This is a genomic window from Lacipirellula parvula (assembly GCF_009177095.1).
GTDB lineage: Bacteria > Planctomycetota > Planctomycetia > Pirellulales > Lacipirellulaceae > Lacipirellula > Lacipirellula parvula.
On the sequence record NZ_AP021861.1, the window covers coordinates 5,542,704 to 5,568,352 of the forward strand.

The 25,649-nt window shown below is 63.1% G+C and carries 19 protein-coding genes and 1 pseudogene; 9 read left to right on the forward strand and 11 right to left on the reverse strand.

Annotated elements, in window-relative coordinates; genetic code table 11:
- Positions 1 to 98 precede the first annotated feature (98 nt).
- Both PLANPX_RS21640 and PLANPX_RS21645 read right to left on the reverse strand, forming a co-directional pair.
- Positions 99 to 2,978 carry a protein kinase domain-containing protein gene (locus PLANPX_RS21640; protein WP_152100738.1) on the reverse strand — a complete coding sequence of 960 codons (2,880 nt, stop codon included), beginning with the start codon at positions 2,976 to 2,978 and terminating at the stop codon, positions 99 to 101.
- A 417-nt stretch (positions 2,979 to 3,395) separates the two neighbouring features.
- Positions 3,396 to 3,698, reverse strand: coding sequence for a hypothetical protein (locus tag PLANPX_RS21645; RefSeq protein ID WP_152100739.1), 303 nt, complete (start codon positions 3,696 to 3,698; stop codon positions 3,396 to 3,398).
- Positions 3,699 to 4,233: 535 nt separating this feature from the next.
- Here PLANPX_RS21645 and guaB point away from each other — a divergent pair.
- From guaB to PLANPX_RS21665, 4 genes are all read left to right on the forward strand, one after another.
- Positions 4,234 to 5,718 (forward strand): IMP dehydrogenase, encoded by a 1,485-nt coding sequence (guaB, locus tag PLANPX_RS21650; protein ID WP_152100740.1) that lies wholly within the window; start codon positions 4,234 to 4,236, stop codon positions 5,716 to 5,718.
- Between the two features lie 112 nt (positions 5,719 to 5,830).
- Entirely contained in the window at positions 5,831 to 7,048 is a 1,218-nt protein-coding gene (locus PLANPX_RS21655) for a hypothetical protein (protein ID WP_152100741.1), read from the forward strand.
- A gap of 201 nt (positions 7,049 to 7,249) precedes the next feature.
- Positions 7,250 to 7,996, forward strand: a complete 747-nt coding sequence (locus tag PLANPX_RS21660; RefSeq protein WP_152100742.1) for an NAD(P)H-hydrate epimerase — start codon at positions 7,250 to 7,252, stop codon at positions 7,994 to 7,996.
- 163 nt (positions 7,997 to 8,159) lie between these two features.
- Positions 8,160 to 8,966, forward strand: a complete 807-nt coding sequence (locus PLANPX_RS21665) for a 3-keto-disaccharide hydrolase (protein ID WP_152100743.1) — start codon at positions 8,160 to 8,162, stop codon at positions 8,964 to 8,966.
- Positions 8,967 to 9,159: 193 nt separating this feature from the next.
- On the opposite strand, the gene PLANPX_RS21670 is transcribed toward PLANPX_RS21665, so the two are convergent.
- Complete coding sequence (locus PLANPX_RS21670; RefSeq protein WP_152100744.1) at positions 9,160 to 10,221, reverse strand: bile acid:sodium symporter family protein; 1,062 nt, start codon at positions 10,219 to 10,221, stop codon at positions 9,160 to 9,162.
- 415 nt (positions 10,222 to 10,636) lie between these two features.
- Here PLANPX_RS21670 and PLANPX_RS21675 point away from each other — a divergent pair, with 415 nt between their 5' ends.
- Positions 10,637 to 12,085, forward strand: a complete 1,449-nt coding sequence (locus PLANPX_RS21675) for an MFS transporter (protein WP_152100745.1) — start codon at positions 10,637 to 10,639, stop codon at positions 12,083 to 12,085.
- Between the two features lie 12 nt (positions 12,086 to 12,097).
- On the opposite strand, the gene PLANPX_RS21680 is transcribed toward PLANPX_RS21675, so the two are convergent.
- Positions 12,098 to 12,973: a DUF480 domain-containing protein gene (locus PLANPX_RS21680; protein ID WP_232536215.1), complete on the reverse strand. Its 876-nt coding sequence runs from the start codon at positions 12,971 to 12,973 to the stop codon at positions 12,098 to 12,100.
- Positions 12,974 to 13,196: 223 nt separating this feature from the next.
- Between PLANPX_RS21680 and PLANPX_RS21685 the strand changes: the two genes are divergently transcribed.
- Entirely contained in the window at positions 13,197 to 13,520 is a 324-nt protein-coding gene (locus PLANPX_RS21685; protein ID WP_152100747.1) for a hypothetical protein, read from the forward strand.
- Positions 13,521 to 13,901: 381 nt separating this feature from the next.
- Here the strand turns inward: PLANPX_RS21685 and PLANPX_RS28175 are convergent.
- Positions 13,902 to 14,069: pseudogene (locus tag PLANPX_RS28175) on the reverse strand (type II secretion system protein); the annotation flags it as partial.
- Between the two features lie 250 nt (positions 14,070 to 14,319).
- Here PLANPX_RS28175 and PLANPX_RS21695 point away from each other — a divergent pair.
- The 3 genes from PLANPX_RS21695 to PLANPX_RS21705 all read left to right on the forward strand — a co-directional run bounded on the left by PLANPX_RS21695 (position 14,320) and on the right by PLANPX_RS21705 (position 18,480).
- Complete coding sequence (locus tag PLANPX_RS21695) at positions 14,320 to 15,654, forward strand: hypothetical protein (RefSeq protein ID WP_152100749.1); 1,335 nt, start codon at positions 14,320 to 14,322, stop codon at positions 15,652 to 15,654.
- Between the two features lie 184 nt (positions 15,655 to 15,838).
- Positions 15,839 to 16,540 carry a response regulator transcription factor gene (locus PLANPX_RS21700; protein ID WP_152100750.1) on the forward strand — a complete coding sequence of 234 codons (702 nt, stop codon included), beginning with the start codon at positions 15,839 to 15,841 and terminating at the stop codon, positions 16,538 to 16,540.
- Positions 16,537 to 18,480 carry a sensor histidine kinase gene (locus tag PLANPX_RS21705; protein WP_152100751.1) on the forward strand — a complete coding sequence of 648 codons (1,944 nt, stop codon included), beginning with the start codon at positions 16,537 to 16,539 and terminating at the stop codon, positions 18,478 to 18,480. Before PLANPX_RS21700 ends, PLANPX_RS21705 begins: the two co-directional genes overlap by 4 nt.
- Positions 18,481 to 18,631: 151 nt before the next feature.
- Here PLANPX_RS21705 and PLANPX_RS21710 read toward each other — a convergent pair whose 3' ends face one another.
- The 6 genes from PLANPX_RS21710 to hisF form a co-directional block, all read right to left on the reverse strand.
- On the reverse strand, positions 18,632 to 19,906 hold the full coding sequence (locus PLANPX_RS21710) for an outer membrane beta-barrel protein (protein WP_172992236.1): 1,275 nt from the start codon (positions 19,904 to 19,906) through the stop codon (positions 18,632 to 18,634).
- Between the two features lie 484 nt (positions 19,907 to 20,390).
- A complete protein-coding gene (locus PLANPX_RS21715) occupies positions 20,391 to 21,098 on the reverse strand; it encodes a hypothetical protein (protein ID WP_152100753.1) in 708 nt (235 codons plus the stop codon).
- 77 nt (positions 21,099 to 21,175) lie between these two features.
- Positions 21,176 to 21,694 carry a hypothetical protein gene (locus tag PLANPX_RS21720; RefSeq protein ID WP_152100754.1) on the reverse strand — a complete coding sequence of 173 codons (519 nt, stop codon included), beginning with the start codon at positions 21,692 to 21,694 and terminating at the stop codon, positions 21,176 to 21,178.
- Between the two features lie 147 nt (positions 21,695 to 21,841).
- The gene (locus PLANPX_RS21725) at positions 21,842 to 23,635 is read right to left on the reverse strand and encodes an ATPase, T2SS/T4P/T4SS family (protein WP_152100755.1); all 1,794 of its coding nucleotides are present in this window, start codon (positions 23,633 to 23,635) and stop codon (positions 21,842 to 21,844) included.
- On the reverse strand, positions 23,635 to 24,786 hold the full coding sequence (locus tag PLANPX_RS21730; protein WP_152100756.1) for a type IV pilus twitching motility protein PilT: 1,152 nt from the start codon (positions 24,784 to 24,786) through the stop codon (positions 23,635 to 23,637). The genes PLANPX_RS21725 and PLANPX_RS21730 overlap by 1 nt, the downstream gene beginning before the upstream one ends.
- 89 nt (positions 24,787 to 24,875) lie before the next feature.
- Complete coding sequence (gene hisF / locus PLANPX_RS21735) at positions 24,876 to 25,649, reverse strand: imidazole glycerol phosphate synthase subunit HisF (protein WP_152100757.1); 774 nt, start codon at positions 25,647 to 25,649, stop codon at positions 24,876 to 24,878.

Sequence of the window (25,649 nt, forward strand, 5' to 3'; positions counted from 1 at the left end):
CGACGAACGCCGCCCGCTGCTTCCAGTATACGCCATCACGCGATCGGCATGTAGCCGTCCGCCGCCGGCGTGCGGCGGGGCCCATGCGAACGCCGGCCTTACTGGGCGGTTGCAGGAGCGGGGGCGGCGGGCGCCGCGGGAGGCAGCACGCTGACGGGCGACGCATCATCCGGCATCGGTTTCTGGACGAGCACCACCCAACCGAACCGTTCTGTGTCGGCGTCGTCGCTTTCGCTGGTCCGCATTTCGTAGCGGATCGGCTCAAAGGCGCCCCAATACTTTTGGTCGGAGTTCTTATCTCTCTTGAGCGGATCGGCGTATCCAATCAGGAAGTGCTTGGCGCCGTCGAACTCAGGCGACTTCAGCGGGTCGGCGGCGTCGATCGTCTTCATCAGATCGCCTTCGACGCGAGCGAGCTCGCCCTTGTCGAGCCGCGGGTGATGCAGAATGAGGCCGTGATTCTCGCCGTTGACCCAATCGTTACGCAGGTCGATGAGCACGACGTCGCTGCCGGCGGCTTGCTCGGGGTCGATCACGTCGAAGTCGTTGAGATTGATCGACAGCGCCAAGACGCCGATCACCTTCCCCGCCTCGCCCGCAGGCTGCCCCGTTTCGTCGACGCCGTCGTCGCGGATGGGCACCGAAAACGCCACCTTAAGACGTTTCGTGGCCGTGCTGTAGTAGACCGAGGAGAGGTGCTCGTTCTCGATCGGCTTGGTTGCAAGGCGTTCGTCTTCGCTAGTCTTATCGCGATCCTTCAGATTGCCGTGAAAGTAGTCGCGATACCAGTACGGTTTCAGAAAGCTGGAATCATCTTCGGGCGTGCGGGCGATTTGAGTGCCGTAGATATCTTGCACAAACCAACTTTCGACGATCTTCAACTTGGCGCCATGCTTGTGAGGCAGCTTGGTGATCCACACCTGAAGTTCATCGAGCAGTAGCTTCCGCTGCTCGACTTTGGCCGGATCGGCGCGAAGTTTCTCGTCGTCGGGGAGCGAGTTAAGCGAGCGAACCATACGAATGAGTTCGGGATCCTTCACCTCAGCGTTGAGCACCGCAAACCGCTTGTCGAGTTCCGCCGCCACCGTCTTGGCCGCCGTTTTGGCGTAGCTCGACACCGCATCGCGGGCGCTTTGCTCCATCTGTCGCTGGCGGGCAACGCGACTCGCTTCGGCCGCTCGCGCGGCCTCGCGTTGCGAGTGCTGGATCAGTAGCACGGCCCCGAGGGCGACGCCGGCCAGGAGCAGCAGCGGCAGCAGCTTCGTGAAAATAATCCTGCGATCCGGCCGGAACCGATCCGAGTTGAACCACGGTCGCGAACGCCAAGTCTCGGCCTTCGAGTGGCCGTTCGGCTTCGTCGGCGTCAGGGCGTTCGAGACAGTTTGATCCCCTTCAAGCCCGCGAACGAGCGACGCCAACTGGTGGCCCTCGGCGAACGGCGCCAGCGCAGCGGCGACTTCAGCCGGCGTCGCGTAGCGGTCTTCGGGGCGCTTGGCGAGCATCTTTTGCAGCACGTCCCACAGCTTGCGCGGCAGCGGCTGCATCGCGTTGCGAATCGGCGGGACGGCCGACTTTTCGTGGGCCTTCTCCGGGCGAAGATCGGAATCGAAGAACGGCGGGTTGCCGGCGAGCAGGTGGTAGAGCGTGCAGCCCAGGCTGTAGACGTCGGCGCGAATGTCGACGCTGGTCGTCCGCCACTGCTCTGGGGGCATGTACATGCCGGTCCCCATCGCCTTATGGTCGAGGCGCGTGAGGCGGTCGTGGTTGTCGTCCGCCAAGAGTGCGAGGCCGAGGTCGAGAATCTTCACGACGGCCCGTTCGCCGTCGTCGGCGTCGGCGACGGTTGAGTCGCCGGAGATTTGATCGGCGTCGACCAGCGTCACCATCAGGTTCGACGGCTTGATGTCGCGGTGGACCATCTCGTGCTTGTGGATGTACTGCAGGCCGCGGGCCGCCTGGCGGATGATCTCGCTCGCCTCGGGAACCGGCAGCGGCCCATGGCGAGTGACCATTTCATCGAGGCTGACGCCTTCGATGAATTCCATCACGAGATAGTGAACCTTGTCGGCAGGCGCCGAGGAGTCGATCGCGACGACGATGTTCTTGTGTTCGAGCCGGCCGACCGCTTTGATTTCGTTGTAAAAGCGGCGGACGACGTCTTCGTGCCCGGCGCCGACATACTGCGACTTGATCACCTTCACCGCGCGGACGCGGCCGAACTGGGTGTGGTGGGCTTTGTAAACGTCGCCCATGCCGCCGGAGCCGATGACCTGTTCGAGTTCGTAGTTGCCGACTCGCTTGAGAGCCGTTTGGCCGGCGACGCCGACGCTGCCGCCGGACGTGGAACGCTCGAAGCCTTGCGTCGGCACGACCGTCCACTGCCGTTCGGCATTCGTCTTCGGCTGGTTCCGCATCGGCCGGGGGCCGTGGTCGTCGTAGAGGAGCTCATGGATCTCGACGCTGCCGATCCCCTTCAGCCCCTTGCGGCCGTGCAAATGGAGCCGCACATCTTCGAGGCCGACGTCGTCGAGGATCGCCATCACGCTGCGGCTGACCAAGATTTGGCCGCCAGTGGCGTAGTCGTTGAGCCGCGCGGCGTAGTCGACCGTTTTGCCGACGAAGTTGTCGCGATCGCCGGGGTCAATCTGCGGCACGCCGACGTGCATGCTCATGCGGACTTCGACATGCTCGCCCTTGGGCGTGTCGATGGGATTGTCTTGGTGGCTCTTTTGCACCGCGACGGCCCACTGCGCGGCGCCGACGGTGTGTTCGAAGACGAGGAAGTGACCGTCACCGGCGGTGGAGACGACGCGGCCGCCATATGATTCGAGGTCGGCCTCGATCCGCTGTCGGTGGGGCGTGAGGATCGAGTTGATGAACGCCATGTCGCGTTCGGTGACGCTCCGACCCGACATTTCATCCTTCAGCCGGACGGACCCGCTGATGTCGGTGAACACGAATGTTTTGAGTTCAGCCATCAGGAGGGAGAGGTCGGGGTTCAGAGGTCGGGGTTCAGAGGTCGGAGGTCAGGAGATGCAGTCGGCGGTTGCGGCGTGGATTAATGCTTGAGTGAGTAAGTGTTTAAGTGAGTAGGTGTGTGTTGGGTGCGTTCGCGTGGCAGCCGGACCGCCACGCGGTCCGGGGAGGCGGTGACGGTTTTCTATCTCGTTTGGCACTTCAGACCGGAGGGCGTGGCCCTCCGGCTAGTGGGAAATTGGAATGAACAGGCCCACGCTCTGGCCTCTCTCCAGGATTCTCGCATGCCGGGTCACCCCGTCAATTAGCGGGAAAGGTCACGTGTTGCAACATAAAAAAGCCTCGACGCTGCCGGCGCCCCCCTCTGGGTCAGCCATACAACGTCGAGGCTTATGCGAATGTTCGTTTAAAAACTGCTCCTAGAACGCGACCGGCGCCCAGCCGTAGCGGACGCGCGACACCGAGCCGCCGAGGATCGGGCGGTAGCGAGTGACGACCTGCGGCACGGGGGCCATCGTCACGACCGGGGCGCGGTAGAACGTCGTCACCGGCATCGGGGCGAAGACGGGCGCCGATTGGACGACCATCGGCTGCATGACCGGGGCCGGCATCACAACGGGGCTCCACACGGTCGTCGGCTGGACGACCCATTGGGCCTGGGCCGATTGGCTGGCAACGCCGAGAACGGCCACAGCCAACAGCGAAAAGAGCATGCGTTTCATCGGAGGTGTCCTTTCAAATTGAATCGCGAAACAAGCGGTTGTCGCTTCAACGGAATGAAGCGCCGTCAGCTTGCAGATGCAACGCGCCGCACGGTGCGGCATCTGACGGGCGATTGCAGGAGGTGCGATTCAATCCTGAGCCGCCCAGCTGCCCGCCAGACGAGTTCAGTATGGAGCGCAACGCCCGCTGCGACAACTAGTTAAAGATAGCACTACTGTCTGAGCGACGGCCGGCGCCGCGGGGGATGAATCGGCGGCGATCATCGTCCCGAACGCCGCTTCAGATTCGCTGGCGCCGGTTGTGGCGATTAGCCGCCGGTCAACGACCGGCCGGAGCGGGGCTCGAATGAGGAATGCTGAATGGGGAATGGGGAATGGGGAGAGGGCGCTCGTTCCCCATTCCGCATTCCACATTCGACATTTCTCTGCCACCGCTCCGGCGGGTCGTTGACCCGCGGCTACTGCTTGTCCTCAGGGCCGAAAACCGCCATAATCCGGGATTCTTTCGACTGCCGCGGAGACCACTGGGGGCGACATGCAGGACAAGCTCATTGGCACGGGACTCACGTTTGACGACGTACTCATTGAACCTCGCTACAGCGAGGTTGTCCCGGCGGAGGTGAGCGTGGCCACCCGGCTGACCCGCCGCATAGAAATGCGGGCGCCGATTCTCAGCTCGCCGATGGACACGGTCACCGAGCACCGGATGGCGATCGGCCTCGCCCAAGAGGGGGGCCTGAGCGTCATCCACAAGAACATGTCGATCGAAGACCAGACCAAAGAGGTCGACAAGGTCAAGCGGAGCGCCAACGGCATCATCGTCGACCCGGTGACGATGCCCACCACTGCTAGCGTCGCCTCGGCGCGGACGCTCATGCTCCATTCGAACGTCTCGGGCGTCCCCATTGTCGACGCCGCCGGGAAGCTAGCGGGCATCATCACCCGCCGCGATCTTCGCTTCTTGGAAGACAGCAATCAGCCGGTCTCCGACGTGATGACCCGCCGCGAGCAACTGGTTACGGCCACGGGGACTGTAACGCTTGCGGAAGCTGAGAAGATTTTGATGGCAAAAAAGGTCGAGAAACTTCTCCTGGTTGACGAAAACTACAAACTGACGGGCCTTATCACCATCAAAGACATCGACATGATGCGTCGGTTCCCGCAGGCGTCGAAAGACAGCCACGGTCGCCTTCGCGTCGGCGCCGCGATTGGCGTCTTCGATTTCGATCGGGCGGGCAGCCTGATCGAAAAGGGGGTCGATTTCCTGACGGTCGATAGCGCTCACGGTCACTCGTCGAACGTCATCGAAACGGTCAAACAACTCAAACAACGCTGGGACATCGACGTCATCGCCGGCAACGTGGCGACGTTCGAGGGAGCCCGCGACCTGATCAAAGCGGGCGCCGACGCCGTGAAAGTCGGCATTGGTCCAGGTTCGATCTGCACGACGCGCGTGATCTCGGGGATCGGCGTGCCGCAGATCACCGCGATCTACAACGCAGCACAAGCGGCGAAGGATTCGGCCACGCCGATCATCGCCGACGGTGGAATTCGTTACTCGGGAGACATCACCAAGGCGATCGCCGCCGGCGCCAGCGTCGTCATGCTGGGCGGGTTGTTGGCGGGCCTCGATGAGAGTCCGGGGGAACGGGTCCTCTACCAAGGAAGAACGTACAAGGCATACCGGGGGATGGGCTCGCTAGGCGCCATGGTCAAAGGCTCCAGCGAACGGTATCGCCAGAGTGGTGAGGAAGCGGGGAACGGCAAGCTGGTCCCCGAAGGAGTCGAAGGGCGCGTCCCCTACAAGGGACCGCTGAGTCCATTTCTGTATCAGCTGATCGGCGGCCTTCGGGCCGGCATGGGTTACGCTGGTACGAGAACCATCGAAGAGCTGCGCACGGAAGCCCGGTTCGTCCAGGTCTCGCCGGCCAGCGTGCGGGAAAGCCATCCCCATGACATTGCCATTACGCAGGAAGCGCCGAACTACACGGCGGAATACAAATCCGCGGAATCTAACTAGCGCTGCCGCGGCGGCCCTAGGATTCTGGGTCGCATGGGCCGGCGGCGTCGCCCCGGCTGGCGAACTGCAATGGCTATCTGCCAAGGCCACGGCCGCTGCCTCGGCGCCCGCCGTGCAACCGGCGAACGTCACGGCCTCCTGGGATGGAGCCAATCAATCTGGCGGCGTGAGCCACGCCGTCGCCGAGGCGCCGGTCGAAAGCGGACCGCGCAGCGTCGTCGTGCGTCGCAACGACGAGCGCGTTGCGCAAGCGGGTGATCCGTTTGATCCGTTCGACGCGGAAATGCCGGCGACCGATCCCGAGCCCTCCCCTGCCCCGGCCACGACGCCGGCGTACGATCCGTTCGACGATCCGGCGACTGAAACGCCGGCGGAACCGGCCATCAATCCGAACTCTTATCCGCAACCGAGCCTCGAAGAAGCGTTCGAGGAACCGGCCGTTGAAGAGCCGGCAGTCGAACAACCGCCAATCGACCAACCGGTCGAAGAGGAAGAAGAGACTGCCGAGGAGTTGGAGAACGCGCGTCAAGCAATCGACCGCGAGATGCAGCGGCGTGAAGCGGAACCGAGCCGCGAGGCGGAGCCGCTGCGAATCCAAGATCAACCCGCGCCGCGCAACGAGATCGAAATCGCTCCTCAGACCATCGAAGAGCAAGAGGAGATGACGGAGGAACTCGTCGCGCCGACGGAACCCGAGACGAGCGGCGATGAGTCGATGCGTGAAGAGGAAGCTGACGATTACCAACTTCCTAGTGCCGAGGAATACGATTCACTCCGCTATCGCGGCGATCTCGAGCCGCTGCCGCCGACGCCCGAGGAGCTCGAAACGCGCCGGCAGCAAATCGAAGAAGAGCGGAAGAAGTCGCTCGCGGAGTGCGAGAAGCTGTACGACAACGTGCGCAGCGACACCCTCAAATCAATCAGCCTCGACATCCGCCTGCAAGGCGAAGCGGGACTCGACTTCCCCTTCGAATGCGAAGGCCGCCGCCCCGCGTTCCAGCCGCGCAACTGGACGCCGGTCACCTACATGTGGAAGGCCTCGGGCCTCTGCCACAAGCCGCTCTACTTCGAGCAAGTGCAAGTGGAACGCTACGGCCACAGCTGGGGTCCGGTACTCGAGCCGATCATGTCTGGCGCCCACTTCTTCGGAACGGTGCCGATCCTGCCCTACAAAATGGGCCTCGAAGCGCCGAACGAGTGCATCTACTCGCTGGGCTACTATCGCCCAGGCAGCTGTGCACCGTACATGATCGAGCCGCTCGGGTTCACATGGCGTGCCGCGGCGTTCCAAGCAGGCGCCGTGACGGGTGCAGCGTTCGCGCTTCCGTAGCGATAGCCGTAGCCGCCGGTCAACGGCCGGCCGGAGCGGAGTACGAGTGGGGAATGCTGACTGGGGAATGGGGGGCTTCGCCGCTGCGATGCGTGACGGCGGAATTGATCTACCACATTCCGCATTCCCCATTCGACATTTCTCTACCACCGCTCCGGCGGCTCGTTGAGCCGCGGCTGCCTCGCCTGATAGACTGGCGGCATGGTGCCGCTGGTGCTGACTCGTGAGCAGGTTCGTCGCGTGGATGCGATCGCGATCGAGCGGTATGGCATCAGCGGGCTGGTGCTGATGGAGAATGCCGGGCGCGGGGCGGTGGAGGCGGTGCTGGGGTTTGATGCGGCGCTGGGTGAGGGGGCAGGACCGGGGGGACGAGCCCCCCGGCTCGCTGGGGATGCTGCGACGCGAGCCGACTATCCTGTCGCGGTTCTTTGCGGCAAGGGGAACAATGCGGGCGATGGGTTTGTCATCGCGCGGCATTTGGAGATTCGCGGCGTTGCAGTTCGCGTAATGCTGCTCGCCGCGGCGAGTGAACTCGCTGGCGATGCGCTCGCGAACTACGCAATCTTGCAGCGGTGCGACGTCCCGATTTTCGACGTCTCGCATGGCGACGTCGCGGCGCAGCTCGATGAACATGCCGGCGGCGCCGTTTGGCTGGTCGACGCCCTCCTCGGCACCGGAGCGATGGGCGAGCCTCGAGAACCATTCGCAACGGCCATCCGGTGGATGAACGCCCAGCCGGCCCGGCGGCTGGCGATCGATGTGCCGAGCGGACTCGATTGCGACAGCGGCGTCGCTGCAGCGGCTGCGGTGCGGGCCGATCTGACGGTCACCTTCGCCGCCGCGAAGCCTGGATTGCTCGTGCCGCAAGCCGCGGCGTACGTCGGCGAGTTGAGCATCGCCGACATCGGCCTCCCGCCGCGACTGGTACGCGAGGCCGCGGGCGTTTAGAGTTTGTTCTATCCCCCTCCCTTGCAGGGAGGGGCTAGGGGAGGGATTCCCGACGCTTCCAGCGACCAGGGCGTTTAACCCAAATCTCATCCACCCTACTAATTCAAAACCCCTCACCTAACCTCTCCCCTCAGGGGAGAGGGACCTGAATGGGAACTCTCCTATGAAGTACGCGCTCAATCTCGCACTCGCCGTTGTCACGCTCTCGCTTGCCGCCTTGGCCCACGCCGCGGAGCCAGCCGGCAACGATTGGATCACGCTCTTCGACGGCAAGACGCTCAAGGGTTGGCATGCGAACCCCGACAAGATCGCCCACGGCACCGGCGCCAAGTGGACCGTCGAACCGGGCGGCGTGCTGGCGGGCGAGCAAGATCCGCCGGGCTCGGGCAACGGCGGCATCCTACTCACCGATCGCAAGTTCGAAAACTTCGAGCTCTCGCTCGAAATGAAGCCGTCTTGGGGCGTCGACTCGGGCGTCTTTCTGCGCGCGACCGACAAGGGCGAGTGCATCCAGATGACCGTCGACTACTACAACGGCGGCAACATCGGCCACTTCTATGGCGAAGCGACCGGCGCCTGGCTCGCCCGCGCGTTCAGCCTGCAAGGCGAGGAGACCGACGGCAAGCTGGTCGCGCTCAAGACGATCGATCCGCACGAACCGTCGGAAGTCGGTCTCATCGATTCGTGCTCGCCGGGCGAGTGGCTGGCGGCGTGGAAGATCAACGATTGGAATCACTTCCTCATCCGCGTCGAAGGGGGCAAGTATCCGAAGATCACCACGACGCTCAACGGCCAGAAGGTCGCGGTGTTCGACGCCAGTTCGGCCGAGATTCCGCAGTACGATCGCGACGCTGTGCTGAAGGCCCTCACCGAAAAGGGTTCGATCGCCGTGCAAGTCCACGGCGGCGGCAGCTACCCCGAAGGCAAGAAGTGCCTGTGGCGGAACATCAAAGTGAGGCCGCTGGACTAGGGAGCCGTCGGTCAACGACCGGCCGGAGCGGGGCACGAATGGGGATTGCTGAATGGGGAATGGGGGCTAACGCGTGCGCGAAGCGTGACGGCGGAATTGATCTCCGCCATTCCGCATTCCCCATTCGACATTTTTCCACCACCGCCCCGGCGGCTCGTTGAGCCGCGGCTACCGCTCGTTCGGGGCAAACGCGTTACTTGCGGGCGTGTTGGATGTAGAGGTCGATGGCGCCGGCGGCGATGTGCTGCGCGAGCGTGGTGAGCAGCACCACCAGGATCACGCGCGGTTGATCTTGCAGGAACGAGCCGGCCAGCACGAGCGCGAGGCCGGTGTGCTTCATGCTGAGGCTGAACGCTAGAGCGATCCAAGTCGAGCGCGTCAGGCCGAACACGCGGACTTGCAGCGCGGCGAGCGTGATGCCGACGATGCTTACCGCGGCGGCCATGATCGCGGCGATGAGAATCACGACGAACCGCTCGCCGGTCCAAATCTGGGCAATCGCCAGCGACGCATTGGCGTAGTTCAGCACGAGGATCGTCACCAGCGTGATCAGCCGAAACCACGGCTTCGCGCGGGCGATGCGGCGATGCCCGGCAATCCACGCCGCCGCAGCGCCGGCGAGCGACGGCAAGATCACCCACAGAATGAACTTCCAGCCGGAGAACTGCGTCACGAGCGTTTCGATCCGCTCGACGTCGCTCCGCGAGAGGGCCCAGCCCATCAAGTTCAGCACGTTCGGCGTCGCGATCGGGCTGAGCAGGATCGACAGTACGATCAGGCTAAGGCTGAGGGCGACGTTGCCGCCGGCGTTCTGCGTCCAGCCAGCCGAGGAGTTCGCCACCGGCATCGCGGCAACGAGGGCGAAGCCGACCATCATCCCCGCCGTCGCGTCGTGCATGTCGAGCCACGGCAGCAGCGGGCTGAACGCGAGCACCACCAGCGCCGGCCCCAGCCACGCCGTCAGCAACCCGACGACGACCACCCAGGGGCGTTCGAGCAGGTCGCGAATCTGCGACCACTGGATGACCGCGGCCGCGCAAAAGAGCAGCACGGCCAGCAGCAGCATCGAGACCCGCTCTTGATGCCCGCCCGGGAAGGTGACGGTGAATTCCCGGATCGCCGCCCCGGGACTCGGCAGCAGCCCCGACAGGGCGTAGGTCGCTAGCAACGCGGCCAGGAAGTAGCGGTGGAGCCAGTGGGCCCAGACCGCGATTCCGGCAGGGGAAGCGTTGTGGCTGCTATCAGTCGACGCCATCGCTGCTCGAACGGGGCAAAAGGGAATCGCGGGTAGCTCCAGGATAGCAGATCGACGAGGCCATTTCAGCGGCGTTTTAGCCGTAGCCGCCGGTCAACGACCGGCCGGAGCGGATACCGAATGGGGCATGCTGAATGGGGAATGGGGGCTGCCGCCGCAGCGCGTGTCAGCAAACTTAGTTTCCCCCCATTCCACATTCCTCATTCGACATTTCTTTTATCACTGCTCCGGCGGCTCGTTGAGCCGCGGCTACTTGCGGGTCGCCGCCCCGCGAATCTTTCCGATTCTTCACGAACTTGGGGCGATTTCTCTGTGTCCCTGAGGCGTCGAGTTTTCTACACTCCCGCCCCGCATTTGGAACTTCGACCCCGCCGAGCAATCCTGCCGCGTACCCGCCAACCCCCGCCTAACGAAGATGTCTCGCGTCGCTGCATCGTCCGCTGCTCGGGCGATGGAATTTGAGTACCCTCCCCTCGCGACGCCCGCTCGCGGTCTCGACCGCCACCCTGAAACCCACCCTGGCAGCGCGCGAGCAAACGAGTCGACGGCTCGCGACAAGCTCTTCTACGGCTGGGTGATGGTCCCGCTGGCGACGCTGGTGATGATCAGCAGCGCACCGGGCCAAACGTACGGCTTCATGCGGTTCAACTCGTCGATCCGCGAATCGCTGTCGCTGTCGCAAACCGATCTTTCGGCCGCCTACTTGCTCGCCACGTTGTGCGCGGCCGTGCCGTTGTCGTTTCTTGGCGCCCTCTCCGATCGCTACGGACTCAAGCGTTCGCTACTGGCAGCGATCACGGCGATGGCCGCGGCCTGCTTCTACGCATCGACGGTCAGCAGCGGCACGACGCTGTTCATCGCCTGCCTGGGCTTGCGGATGGTCGGCGCTGGACTGTTGAGCCTGCTCGCCACGAACACGCTGGCCGCGTGGTTCGACAAGAAACTTCCCTCTGCCTGCGGCATGATGCAGTTCGGCATGGCAGCGTCGATGGCGCTGGTGCCGGTGAGCATGATGATGCTGATCGACGGCGTCGGTTGGCGCTCGGCCTACGCGCTACTTGGCATCGCGCTGATGGCCGTGCTGTTGCCGCTCATTCTGTTCGTCTACCGCGAACGCCCCAGCGACATCGGCCAAAGAATGGACGGCGCCCCCATCCCTCTCCCCCGCGGGGAGAGGCTAGGCGAGGGGCTTTCTGCATCACACGCAGCCGCCACAAATCTCCGCCTCGTCGACGAAGACAACCCGCCGTCGATGAACCTCGGCGAAGCCCTCCGCACGCGGATGTTCTGGCTGCTGCTGATTTCGACCGGCGTCTGGTCGCTGATCGGCACCGGCCTGCTGTTCCACCTCGAATCGCTGCTGAAGGTCCACCGCCTCAGCTTCACGCAAACCGCGTGGGCGACGCCGCTGATGGCGATCTCGATGGCGATTATGCAACTCGGCAGCAGCCGACTGATCGATGCCTTTCCGATTCGCTATCTCATCAGCGGCGCCCTCTGCTGCACGGCGCTCACCTGCACGATCCTCGCCACCGCCGGCGGCTCGATCGCCCTGGCCGCGTACGCCGTCTTCGGCGTAGGGCAGGGACTGATGACGGTCGTTTCGAGCGCGTCGTGGGCTCAATACTTTGGGCCTGCTCACCTCGGCCGAATCCGCGGCACGTCGATGACCGTCGGCATCAGCTGCAGCGCGCTTGGCCCGCTGGTGATGGGCGCCTCGGTCGACCTGCTCGGCGGGTTCAATCCGTCGCTCTGGTTCTTCACGACCGTGGCGGTGACCGTCGCCGTCGGTAGCCGGTTGTTGGGAGCGACCGACGCGGCGCCGGCGTTTCAAGCCGATGTGGCGGCGATTGATGCGGCGTAGACCGTCGACCTGCTAGACGCCCAGCTGCGATTTGAGGTCGTCGAGTTCGCGACGGAGTTCATCGGCGCGGGCGTCGGCCTGATCGCGGTAGTCGGCGAAGTCGCGTTTGAGCGTGGCGAGTTCGTCGGCGAGTTGCTTCAGCACGCCGTTGTCTACAGAAGGGGCGGGGCGAGGTTCGCTTGTCGCTGGTGCGGGAGCACTTGCTGGCGACGACTGGGTCGCGTTCGGCGGCGTGGGGACCGGCCCCCCGGCGGAGCCGGGGGCTAGAGGGGGAGCGGCGTACGCGCTGTGCGCGGGTGCGGCCGACTCGTTGATCGGCCCTTCGTAGTTCGTATCGCCGGCGCCATGCTCAGCGCGCACCTTCGCCAACTCTTGCGGCTGATAAAGATTGTGCGTCACTACGCCGCCGCGGCCGGGCGAGGTGAGGAAGATGAGCAAGCCTTTGGCCCGCAACGATTCAACGATCGGCCCCAGCTCCGAGATTCCTTTGATCGGCTCCATGCGAGCCGCCCTGCCCCGCAGCTCGCCGAGCGTTTGGGCGCCGCGCAGCAGCAACTCGGCCATCACGGCCATTTCAAACTTGTCGACTCCGAGCCAGTCGTAGAGCAGGTGGCGATACTTTTCGACGCGGCCGTCCCCCTGGATCAACGCAACGGCGCCCGACTTCCGCAGCGAGTCGAGGGCATCGGTCACCTGATCTTCATCAAGCGTCATCTGCGGGAAGCGGTTGTTCTTTTGGTTGCAACCGTTTACGAGCGCGTTCGTCGACAGCGGGTAGTTGTCGGGCGTGGTCTTCGCCTTTTCGACCAAGACGCCGGCGACGCGACGCTCGATCCGTTCAAGTTGGCGCCACTTCGGGCCGGCGGGGGCTGCGGACTGTTCGCTCATCGGTGCCATCCTGCGGAGATTCAGCGGTAACGCAAACCCACAGTTTAACGTGGATGTTGCCGGTCGTAACCCGCAGAATCGGCCGACCCCGCAGAGAGCGACTGTTGCAGGCGCCGCCGGAAAATCGTCGCGGCGACCGCGACGGCTGTGAGGCTTCGCCGCGGACTAGAGTTATGAAGTACGTCTCGCAGGAGCGGGCGGCGAACAACCGCGAGGGCTGACAATGGATGCAAAACGAAACACCAAGTGGCTGCTCGTGGCGGCGTCGCTGCTGTGGGGCGTGCTCGCCGTCACGTCGGCGCTGCCGGCGATGTTCGTGCCGATGATGTTCGACTCGGCCGAGGCGTTCACCAACGTGCCGTGGGTGCTGATGGCGGTGTGCATCGGCAGCTTTCCGCTCGTCTGCATCGGGACGGTGATCGCCTCGTGGTGGGCTTTCGCCCGCGACAAGATTCGTACGGCGCGAACGCTCACGCTGCTGCCGGTCTTCAATCTCGTCGTCGGCGGCGCTGCGACGGTTTGGACCGAGCTTGCGCGCGATTTCTGATGCGGCGACAGTTCGCAGGCATCGTCTCGCGCTTACAGTCTCGATCGAGGGAATACGCTACGGCCCTCCTCGCCCCGCGTACCCGTTGTCGACGTGCCCGTCTAAGAACAACGCCTGATAAGACGTGATCTCGCCGGCAGGGCCGTGAAACGGCTGGATGTCGTAGGCCGTCACGATCTCAGATGATGGCTTTTGCTGAGTCTCCAAAAGTTGCATTCTTGTTTGCCCGCCGACAGCGTAGCCGTAACTCATTAAATAACCGGCAACGGGCTCACGATCCACGTCGCTCGGGCAGCGGAAGATCGCGTCGTTCCCTTCGCGCTCTTCTTCGACGATAGCCAGCCCTTTGGGAAAGACGCCTTCTCCCCGCTGGCGATCGACGTAGTGAAAGAGCGCGATGCCAATTTGGTGGAGATTGTTCTGGCACTGCGCCCGCCGCGCCGCCTCACGCGACGCTTGCACCGCGGGAAGCAGCAGCGAAATCAACAGCGTCATGACCGCGATGACGACGAGCAGTTCAAGCAACGTAAATGCGGAACGTTGTTGCATAAGGCAGTCTGAATAAGCGCCGGAGAGGGGAAACAGATACAGGATCGCTTCGATCTTACTTTCGAGGGCGATTGGCCTCAATTCGCCTCCAATTTTACTGGGATTTGAGCGCGCGAACTGTGTTACAGAGGCGTTACACGAACGGGCGGTTAATTCGCGTACGATCGAATAGCGGGGGCTGACGGTGTTTGAGTTTCGCTCCGGCGGGTCGTTGACCCGCGGCTACTGATTTGCGTAGGAGATCGAACAAATGATTCGCCTGGCTTGTCTGTTGGCGTTGCTTGGTTCCGCGGCCGTCGTTTGTGCCTGCGGCGGATATGGCGACGCGTGTCCCGCGGCGGGGACGCCGGAGTTTGCTCAGCATGTCGCGGCACTGCGTTTGGCTGGGCCGGCGGGGTTGGAAATCGCCTTACGGCGCCTCGCCGCCGCCAAAGGGGACGAAGAGCGTGCCGCGACCCAACGACTCGTCGACGAGGTCGCCGGGCAACGCGACGCCGAGGTCGCGCGGCTCTTCTGGTACACCGACCTGGAACAAGCCAAGCTAGCCGCCGCTGAGAGCGGGCGGCGGATCCTGAGCCTGCGGATGCTTGGCAAGCTGACCGATGAATACAGCTGCGCGAACAGCCGCTTCTTTCGGACGGCACTATACGCCAACGCCGAGATCAGCGGCTATTTGCGAGATCACTTCATCCTCCATTGGGAAAGCGTGCGGCCCGTGCCGCGCGTGACGGTCGATTTTGGCGATGGCCGCACGCTCGAGCGGACGCTTACCGGAAACAGTGCGCACTACGTGCTCGACGCCGCGGGAACGCCGCTTGACGTGCTGCCTGGTTTGTACGGTCCGCAGGCCTTTCATGAATGGCTTGAGCGTTCGCACGACTTGGCGTCACGTTACGCCGAACTCAGCAGCGAGACGGGTCGCGAGCGCGTCTTGCAGGAATATCACACTCACCGCGAGCTTGTCATTGCTGAGCGACTTCGCGCGGATCTCGCAGCCGTCGCGCCGGAACTACTCAACCCTCCAACCCGTAGCTTGCAACCGCAGGCAACGTCCACGGAGTTGCCACGACGCCATCCGACCGCGATGCAAGCGGCGCGCGTGGCTGTGTCGAAGAGCCTTGTTGAAGTGAAGCTCGTGGCGCCGTTCGCTCCCGCCGGCGAAACGCTTGCGGAACAGGACGACCAGTTCTGGCAAGCGATTTCCGCACGACATGCCGATGAGGCGAAACTCGATAAGCGGAGCGTCGCCCTGATGCGCGGCAAGGTTCCGCGAGAGATTGCCGAGGCCGCGATGCGCGCTACTTTCAGCAAACGTGCCGTCGAGAATCCGCTCCTGAAAATTGTAGGCGATTTCGAGCATTCGCTCGCGGTCGACGGCGTCCGCAACGAGTACACGCTCCACCGCGAGATTCACGACTGGTTCGTCAACGGCACGGCGCCGCGAGAAGTCGGTCCGCTGAACGAACGCGTCTACGCGGAGTTGTTCCTGACGCCGTCGAGCGATCCATGGCTCGGACTGACGGCCGGCGATGCGTACGCCGCTCTCGACGGCGGTGGGCTGACCGAACCGCCAGCGGCGAAGTAAACTAAGTAGCCGCGGCTCAACGAGCCGCCGGAGTAGGACTAAGAAATGCTGAAGGATGAATGCGGAATGCTGAATGGTCTGGTACGCAGCCTCACTCCGCATTTTTCTCTCTTCCGCATTCAGCCTTCGTCCTTCAACCTTTGTTTTTCCCCCGCTCCGGCGGCTTGTTGAGCCGCGGCTACTTATGCCACAGCAAACAATTCTCACTGTTGAAGACGACGCGGCGATTCGTCGCGGCGTCGTCGATGCGCTGACCTACGCCGGGTACACGGCGCTCGAGGCGGGACACGGCGAAGAAGGCTGCCAGATGGCGCTGCGGCGGGAGTTCGACCTGCTGCTGCTCGACATGGTGCTGCCAGGCAAAACCGGGCTCGAGATTTTGCGCGAAGTGCGAAATGTGAAGCCGACGCTGCCGGTGATCATCCTCAGTGCGCGGGGCGAGGAGAACGATCGCGTTAGCGGCTTGCGGCTCGGCGCCGACGATTACGTGGTGAAGCCCTTCAGCGTCAACGAGTTGCTGGCGCGGGTCGACGCCGTGCTGCGGCGTTCGCCGAGTCGGCCTAGCGACGTGGAAGAGGTGATGTTCGTCGGCGGGCGGGTCGATTTCGCACGCTGTGAGGTACAGTTTAGCGACGGCGAACGCGTCGAACTGTCGGAGCGCGAACAGCAACTGCTGCGGTACCTGGCGAGGCATGCGGGCCGAACGGTGCCGCGGCAAGAATTGCTTGAAAATGTTTGGCAGATCGACGCCCGCGGCGTCTCGACGCGCACCGTCGACATGCACGTCGCGCGCTTGCGAGAGAAACTGCGCGACGATTCGGAGAATCCGGCGCTGCTGATGACGGTGCGCGGTCGTGGGTACATGCTGGCTCAGAGTCTTTCATGAAACGTCCTTGGCACGTCTGGCTGGCCTTTGCATTGTGCGGCGCCGTCGCGACGGCGGCGTTCGCGTGGCTGACGCTCCATGCGTTGCGGGTTGATCGCGAGCGTTCGGTCGCGCGGGCCGAAGCTCTGCTTGAACAGAACGTCAGCCAGGCTCTCTGGCAGATGGACACGAAGCTGGCGCCACTGATTGCGGAGGAAGTGACGCGTCCGCATGAGTTCTACGAGTCGTTCGTCAATTTGCCGGCGGCGAACAAGGACGACTGGAATTTAAACTCCGTCGCTTCGCCAATCTTGGCGAAGACGCCTGACAACGTGCTGCTTAACTTCAATGCGTACGCCGACGGTCGCTGGGCGTCGCCACAAGCTCCTCCTCCTGAACAAACGGATCTCGCCGCGAGCAACGGCCTGCCGAGCACGGCCACGGAAGCGAATCGTCGCAAGCTCGAGACGCTCGCCGGCGCCGTCAACGTCGGGCAACTCTTGCAGATGCTGCCCGATGATCCAATTCCGACGCCCAATTCAGCAACCGTTGGCACGCCGCAGTCTGCGAGCGGCGAGCAAGTGGCCGCCAATGGCCCTCCGGTCGGCAATTATTACAGCGCGAATGCACCGGCCGTCGGCGAGGGCGACCGCCAGATACAACCCGCTGAGCAGCCGCAGACGGTGATCAGGGACGAAGAATCGAACCTGTTCGACGAACCTGATGCGTCCCTCCAGCAGCAAGTCGCCCAACAGTCGCGCGGCGCCGCCGATTATCGCGGCCGTGAAAGCCGGTATCAGCAAGCCGCCGTGCAAGAGCTCTCGAAGCAGCAGTTCGGCAACTACATCATGCGCAACGCTCCGAGCCAGCGCGACGCGAACGGAGCGCGCGCCGTCGAGTACGTTAGCCGCCCGGTGTGGGTAGGCGACGAATTGTTGCTGGCGCGCCGCGTTGATCGCGACGGCCAAACGTTCGTGCAAGGGAGCTGGCTCGATTGGCCGCGGCTGAAGCGCGAGTTGCTAGCCGAGACCGCGTCGCTCGTTCCCCACGCCGACTTGGTTCCCGTGCGCGGCGACGATCCGATCGACGCGACGCGGATGCTCGCCGGGTTGCCGGTGAAATTGGTTGTCGGCGATTCCGCGACGGCACTCGCCAACGCTCCGGGCGACGGACCGCTGCAGTGGGCGCTGGGCGTCGGCTGGATCGCGCTCGCATGCGCTCTCGCGGCGGTCGGCCTGCTGCTGTGGGGGGTGATCGCCTTGAGCGAACGTCGCGCCGCGTTCGTCTCCTCGGTAACGCATGAGCTGCGCACGCCGCTCACCACGTTTCGGATGTACGCGGAAATGCTCGCCCGCGACATGGTGCCAACGCCCGAGCGGCGCCGTGAGTATTTGGAAACGCTTCGGACCGAAGCTGAGCGGTTAACGCACCTCGTCGAAAATGTGCTGTCGTACGCACGGCTCGAACGAGGCCGCAAGCCGCAGCGGAGCGAGCGGACGACGCCCGTAGCACTCGTCGATCGCTTCGAACCCCGACTCGCCGAGCGGGCAGCGCAGGCGGGGATGACGTTGCAATGCGACGTCGACGAAGCCTCGGCCGACGCTCCGCTGCTCACCGACGTCGGCGTCATCGAGCAAATCTTATTCAACCTCGTCGACAACGCGGCGAAGTATGCGGGCCGCGCCGCTGATCGCCGGATCGTCATCGCAACAGGTCGCGACGGTCGTTGGACGACCTTCAGCGTGCGCGACTTTGGACCGGGGTTCGCGTCGACGAAGCAAGCGATGCAGGCGGCGCCGTTCAGCAAAAGCGCCGAAGCGGCGGCCGAGACGGCCCCAGGCGTCGGCCTCGGCCTTGCACTCTGCCGTCGATTGGCCACTGAGTTGGGAGGGCGGCTCGATGCATTGGCCGCCGACAACGGACCGGGGGCCTTAGTCACGCTGCGATTGCCGGCAGAGTGAGCCGCGGCTACCGATTCGCGTCAGCGCAAAAAACCCGGCGACCGAACTTCGCGTTGAAGCTCGGCCGCCGGTCGAGGGGTTTCGAGTTGTCGCTTTAGCTACGCGGGGCGGCGTCTGTTTGGCGCTGCTCCGGCGGGTCGTTGACCTGCGGCTAGTAGGTCAGGATGGCGTCGATCGCGACCGCGGTTTGGTCAAGGTCGGTGCCGGGCGACCAGTCGTGACGAACTTCCGGGCGGAAGACCAGGTTCGAGAGCGCCTGGATGTTCACGCCGCCGGTCACTTCGTTGAACGACGTGCCGTCCTTCTTCCACCATTCGCAACGACCACCGACCTTCAACGTGTCGGTGAGCGTGTAGAACATGTACTGGTTGAGGCCGATCGTGTCGATCTGGCTCACCCCAGGGTTGTCGGTGCGGAGCAAGTCGCTCTGGCCGACGTACTGGAGGTTGTCGGTCAGGTCAGCGACGAGCACCATGCTGTGCGAGTAGCTGTTCTTCGAACCGCCGTCGATCCAGCCGAAGTTGCCGTACGTGTTGAGGTACGTGAAGGTCACGTTCTCGCTGAGCTCGGTGGCGAAACCGCCGATCCAGTTGCTGCCCGAGTTGTTGTTCGTGAAGCCGGTGTCCCAGCCCGCCGTCCAACCGCCGTACAGCGTCAGGCCTTCAAAGCCTGAGTAGGTCGACAGGGCGCCGGTGTGGGTAAACGGCTCGCTGTTGAACATCGTGTACGAGTGCGTGTGGAAGAAGTTGCCGGTGGCCGGAATCACTTCAAACCCAAGCGGGGTGAAGAAGTGACCAACCTTCGTCGACAGGTCGCCGTTGGCCACTTCCATGTAGGCTTGGGGGATAGCCCAGCCGTAATAGCCGTGGTCGAGCGAGGCGTCGTAGAAGCCGTTGTTGCGGATGCCGGCGCCGGGGTTACCGAACGCTTGCGACTTCTGCGCGTCCGTACCATAAAGGACGTCGATGCGACCGCCGAAGTCGCGGCCGGCCGAGCCGTCGGCGACCTTGCCGATGTAGAACCATTGCTGGGCAAGGTTCGCATGGTCCGGGATGTCGTCGAACGACAGCAAGTCGTCGAAGTTCTGCGACAGCGGGATGTTCTTGTTGTAGTAGGCGATGTTCGTCCAGCCGCCGATCTCGATCGACGAGCATTCAGGATCGATGCCCACCAGGTCCGCCAGCGAAAGCCCTTCAATCGGGCCGGCTAGCGCACAGCCGCTGAACAGGCCGCCAGCTTCGCAGCCCGAACCGCAGGCGACGTCGTCGCTGCAACAGGGGTCGTCGCAGGTCGGTTCGCAGCAATCGCTGGCGAAAGCGACGCCGCTCACGTTGTTGTCATACGACCAGCTGTTGGTCTCGGCGAACGCCGGGCTCGCGCCGAGCGCCAGGACAGCCAGTCCGACTCTCCATGTCCTAACTTTCACCTGATAGCTCCTTCTACTGGCGCTTTGCAGACAACTCGGCTCCTAACCAAGTCGCGACGCAGCACTCTGTTAGCGGTGACGGCAGCTCCGACCGGAAGACCGGGATCCGCCTCGCGGGAATTTCCATCCGCCTTGCTCTCTTGTATCGACGGCGCCGAGAAGAGGCGGCGAGCCTGCTGGAGGCGTTTAGAAGCGTTTTGCCGGCAGGAACGGCAGAAAGTGAGAAACCGTATCGGTTATACGGGTGGTCGCGGCAGCTGAAGGCGTTGCCAGCAACGGCAGCCGTCGAGAGCGCCTCACGCACGATCTTTAATGGTCTCCGGCAGCGCGCCGTAAGAACCGGAACGACCCCGACAATCGGCAAAGTTTAACAACGCGCCGAACTTGGCGAGCGACGTTGTGTACGGAGAAACTTATCCCCTAGTTCGGAGCGCCGCGGCCTTCCGCCGGCTGTTGGGCCTGGGACGAGATCAATCTCTCGCGGCTAGTGGGCGCCGTGCGCTGCGTCGACGGCCCAAGGATCGATGCGCCAAGGCTCGCCCTGAGTTTCGTAGAAGCTATTGCGGACGAGTTGGAGATGGACGTGGCGGTGGCTGCCCGTCGCTGGATCTCCCATTACTGCTTCGACTCGGACAATGGTCCTGCCGGCATCACTCACCGGCTCTCCTGCGGCAGTAACCTTGATCAGCGGATTTTTGACTCCGGCGAAGTCTTTCACCAGCGAATCGGCTTGCAGCCGCTCTCGAATCATTCGTTCAAGCTCTTCGACCGGCGGCTGCTGGCCGCCTGGCTCGCGATGCACCAGCGAACCAGCCGCATCGTTTGTCAGCAGTTCGCGCGCGGAGTCGACGTCGCCCGCAGTCATCATCTGCAGCCAGCGAAGCGAGGTCGCGCCCGCTTGATCTTTCAGCATCCGATCGCGGACGCCGCCGCGCACCAACGACGCCACGAGACAGACCGTCGCGACGGCAATGCCCAGTCGGGCGAGGCGCGCCCCGGAAAGCACTCCGTCCGAGCGCGAGATCTTGCCGAGAGCGATCAGCGCGACGCCGACGGCGGCAATCGGCACGAGATAAAACAGCGGCCCGATGAACGCCAACAGCGACGCAACGCCCAGCAGGAAGGCGATCACCGCCAACGGGGCGAGTTGGCTGTACTTCTCTTCGTCGACGGGATTGAGGGCGGGTTTCACGTTGAGCATCCTGCGGGATAGATACGCATGATTGCGACAAGCAAGCGACGCGGAGGACGTCGGTCGGAGGCTAGTCGTTATCGTTGAGTAATGCGATTTGAAACATCCTGGCCATAGAATGCGATAATCGTCGAGGTCATCGGCCCGGCGAACGATTGAATCGTTTGATTCTGCCAAGGCGCCGCCTCCGCAGTTTTCCAAACTCCGGAAGCAAACGGCACGTAAAGCATCATCGCACTGAAACTCGTCAGCATCAGCGAGACGACCAACCCGACGAGAATGCCGCCGGCGACGTCGAGCGGCTTGACGAACTTCATCCGCACGCGCGAGATGCGATCGGTGGCGATCCGCAGAATCATCACGGCGAAGAAGAAGATGCCCCAGATCGAGCTAAACTTGAACGCCCATTCGTTCTCGGCGGACGGCTGAGCCTGGGCAATGACATAGCTCGCGAGAGCCAATCCGCCTGGCACGGCGATCACGCCCGCCAACATCACGCAGAAAAGCGTGATCGCGTTGCTCCACAATCCTTCGTTCACGGTCATCGCGAACCCGGCGAAGAAAATCGCGAACATTAAAACTGCTAAGTATGGCATGGCAAAAACTTTTCTGGAATTGAACGCCGATGAGTCGGCGCGATTTACTCGTTGCTCTCTGTCAGTAGTCCGTTGTCAGTCGTCAGTTGCTCTCAGTGGAAAAGTCTTTCGCAACTGACCACGGACTACTGACAACTGACGCGTTTACTACTTCAACACTCGCATCAACTCCGGCAGCGACGTGACGCCCTTGGCGACTAGCAAAATGCCTTCTTCTTGCAACGATCGCTGACCGTCCGCGCGGGCCGCCTTTTTGAGCAGATCGACGCTCGGTTGCTTAGCGAGAATTTCTCGCATCTGGTCGTTGATCTCGAGGAGTTCGAAAATCCCCGTGCGTCCGACGTAACCAATGCCCTGGCAAGTTTGGCACGGCTTCTCGATCTCTTCGCCCTTCGGCGGACGGTACAGTTGCTGCACCTTGCCGGGAGGAATGCCGAGTTTCTTGAGCACGTCCGGCGGCGGGGTGTAGCCGACTTTACAGTCGGGACAAAGCTTGCGAATGAGCCGCTGATAGAGCACGCCAGTAATTGCGGAAGCGAACAACGGCTGCGGCAACTTCATTTGCAGCAGGCGGAGCAACGCCTCGGCCGCCTCGCGCGCCGGCATCGAGGTGATGATCAGGCGATCGTCCTTCACCTCGTTCATCAGCATCGTGCCGCTCTCGGCGTCGACGAGATCGCGGCAGACGTAAACGTTCGGGTAAAGGCGGATTAACTTCGGGATAATCGTCGCCGGCGTTTCGCCCTGACTTGCGTCATAGGTGTGCGGGGCGATGTTGTTAATTTCGATCTCGCGATGGCTAACTTCTTCAATCGCGAAGAAGTCTCGCATTAGTCGGTCGGTTTCTTCGAGCGAGGCGTTGGTCATCGTCGTCAGACCGCCGCCAGGCATCGCAGAGAAAACGACCATTCCTTTGTCGCGAGCCATCATCTCGCCCCACTTCTCCTTGAGCGCTTCGCGGAGACCGAGGCTGTCGTAGGTGTGGGGCTTCACCTTCTCGTTGACCCGACTGACGATGACGCGCTCGCCGCCGGCGTGCCCTTGCGTCGTGATCGGCAGCAGGTGCTTCTTGTTCTCGTACTTGGCGCCAAAGCGACCGACTTGCTTCTTCTTGCGATCCTTCGGATCGAGATTCGCCAGCGTCTTCATCACGGCAAGCATCACGTCGCCCGATTCGCGATCGCGGGCTTCGCCCGGATGCCACGCGCCGTCGATCTCGTGCCGCACGGCGACGCCTTGGGCGCCGTACTCCAGCATCACGCGATCGGTGCGGCGGTTGAGCATCTCGACGATCAGGTCTTTTACCAACAGGTAGCCGGGCGACTGCCGGGCGATCAACAGGTTGGCGTTGTCCTCATTGGTTCCTGCAGCGCCCATGGCGATCAAGTCGACCGCGGCGCCCTTCTGGTAGTCGGCTTGCTGCTCGCTGCTCATCTTGATGCCGACTTTGCCGAGGATCACGGCAAAGAAATGGCGCCACCAACCGCCGGTAAGCACGGTTTGATGCGGCTCGACGTTCTTGTTGTGAATGAGCGCGTAGGGCAGGAACGTCGCGAGAATGACGATCGCCAACACCAGCGGCCTTACCCAACCCATGCCAGGCAGCGGCACGAACATGAGCGCCAGCCCGACGATTAGAAACGGGAAGAAGACGATCGGATTCCACTTCTGGTAACCGATGTTGAAAATCTGCGAGTCGCGATTCACCCAATCGCCGAGCGCCGCGAAAATCATCAGCATGATCGCGATAAACGCGGGGCCGATAAGCATCAGAATCAAATCGACTGTCGGCAGCGCGGGGAGCGCCGGAGCGACGGGCGTGGCTAGCGCAGCCGCAGCCCCCCCCTCGGCAGGCACGGCTTCTTGAGCCAACGCCGGCGACGCGCAACAAAGCGCCGCGAGCAGGCCCGCAAATAGTCCAACAAGCAACAACTGCCGCATCAGAGAATTCCAGGTTGTTTAACTTCGATGCCTTTGAGCGCCATCTTCAGCGCTTCGCGGTTCGGCGCCACTTCCATGGCCACTTCACGGTCGATCAACCCATCGTCGACCAGCTTCTTCAGGCTCTGCGTAAAATCCTGCATGCCGTCTTCCGAGCCAATGCGAATCGCATCGCCCAGCTTGTGATCTTCTTCTTCGAGGATTAGCTTCCGCACCGTCGGCGTGAACTTCATGATCTCGACCGTCGGTACGCGGCCGACGCCCGGCTTGATGCTCTTCAGCAGCTTCTGGGCGATGATGCCCTTCATGTTCATCGCGATGGCGCTGCGCAGGGCGTTGTGCATACCCTGCGGGAACAAGTCGAGAATACGACCGATCGTCGACGGAGCGCTCGAGGCGTGGATCGTTCCGAACACCAAGTGACCGGTTTCCGCCGCATGGATGGCGGTCATGAACGTTTCCTGGTCACGCATTTCGCCCACGAGCATGACGTCGGGATCTTCGCGGACCGCGTGCTTCATGCCGATTTCGAAGTCGATGACGTCGAGACCGATCTCGCGCTGGTTGATGATGCACTTCTCTTCGGTGAAGACGAATTCGATTGGATCTTCGAGCGTGAGGATGTGCTTGCGATAGCGACGGTTGATCCAGTTGAGCATCGACGCGATCGTCGTCGATTTCCCCGAACCGGTGACGCCAGCCAGCAGCACCATCCCTTGGTCGTAACCGCAGAGGTCGACGATCGAGTGAGGCAGGTAGAGCCCTTCGAAGTCTGGCACGAAGCTGTTGACGCGCCGCGCGACCAACCCGATGTGCCCGAGCTGCTGCAGCAAATTGACGCGGAACCGCCAGTTGGTCCCGTCGACGTCGAGCATGTGCGCGAAGTCGGCCCCGCCGTCGTGGTCGAAGATTTTCCGATTCCGCTCGTTCATCATCGGAAAGCAGAGACGTACCATCTCTTCGTCGTCGATCGGGCCGCGGTTCATCGGCTGGATCGTGCCGTTGACGCGGACCATCGGCGGCTTGCCGACCTTCAAGTGGAGATCGCTCGCCTTGAGCTTCACGCAAGCGCGGAAGAGCTTGTTGATTTCGAGCTCTTGGTGGACGGCGACGAAACTGTCGAAATCCGATTGCTTGATCGAAGTGGCCATGACGCGTCCCTCTGTTTCCGCCAATCCTGCGCGAGCGAGCGGAGCGACCGCTCGCGGGCGTTGAATGATTCTCTGTTCTACTGCGTTCGCTAGCTCGCAAGCCGAACCGGCACGCCGCGCTGGGCCATGATCCGCTTCGTCTCTTGGATGGTGTATTCGCCGAAATGAAAAATGCTCGCCGCCAGCGCCGCATCGGCCTTGCCGATCGTCACGGCGTCGGCCAGATGCTCCGGCCGCCCTGCCCCGCCGCTGGCGACAACCGGAATCGACACCGCCGCGCTCACCGCGGCGGTGATTTCTAAGTCGTACCCATCCTTGGTGCCGTCGGCGTCCATGCTGGTCAGCACGATCTCGCCGGCGCCTAGCTCCTCGACCTGCTTGGCCCAGGCGACTGCCTCAAGCCCCGCGCTAATCCGGCCGCCGTTGATGTGGACTTCCCACACCTCGCGGCCATCGCGCTGGACGCGCTTGGGGTCGATGTTCACCACAATGCACTGGCTGCCAAACCGCAGGGCCGCAGCCCGCACGAACTCGGGGTCGCGCACCGCGGCGGAATTGATCGACACCTTGTCGCAACCAGCTAGCAAGAGCGCCCGAATGTCCTCGACCGTGCGGATGCCGCCGCCGACCGTGAGCGGCATGAAAATCTGCTCGGCAGTTCGGCGAACCACGTCGAGCATGATGTCTCGCCCTTCGTGGCTGGCCGTGATGTCGAGGAACACGAGTTCATCGGCGCCTTCTTGCTCGTAGCGAGCCGCCACCGAGACAGGATCGCCGGCGTCGCGGAGGTTCAGGAAATTGGTTCCCTTCACCACGCGACCACGGTCGACGTCGAGGCACGGAATGACGCGTTTGGCGAGCAT